The sequence below is a fragment of the Xenorhabdus beddingii genome (genome assembly GCF_002127545.1).
GTDB classification, from domain to species: domain Bacteria; phylum Pseudomonadota; class Gammaproteobacteria; order Enterobacterales; family Enterobacteriaceae; genus Xenorhabdus; species Xenorhabdus beddingii.
This window is the reverse complement of sequence record NZ_MUBK01000183.1, coordinates 1-399: the sequence shown is the minus strand read 5'-3', so window position 1 is coordinate 399 and position 399 is coordinate 1. Positions and strand designations below refer to the sequence as shown.

Annotated in this window: 1 protein-coding gene; it reads left to right on the top strand. The window is 44.6% G+C overall.

The genetic code is table 11. The features are described from left to right. Positions 1 to 192 precede the first annotated feature (192 nt). A partial coding sequence (locus Xbed_RS19175; protein ID WP_139837580.1) for a type VI secretion system baseplate subunit TssF occupies positions 193 to 399 on the top strand: 207 nt, incomplete at its 3' end.

The following is a 399-nucleotide window of genomic DNA, read 5'->3' as shown; positions in this document are numbered from 1 at the left end:
CATGCAAATTCCGCCCATCCCCCCACATTCCGCCAAAATCAGACAAAAACCGGACTTAATTGGTTAATTAATTTTATTGATATTTATGTACAATAAACCGCCTTGACTGATTGAACATGCATTTTCTATCAAATTTATCCCTAAGTTACCGATTCAGTATTCACCCAAACATTAGAAAGAAAGTACAATATAATGCAAAACAAAAAAGAGTCACTGTACCTGCAAGAACTGGCCTACCTGCGGGAGCTGGCGCGGCGGGTGGCGAAAGCATCTCCGCATCTGGCGGATTTTCTGGATAATCCCCATGACCCGGATATTGAACGGATCTTTCAGGGCTTTGCCCTGCTGACCTCCAACCTGCGGGATAAAGTGGAGGATGAATTCCCCGAAATGACCCAC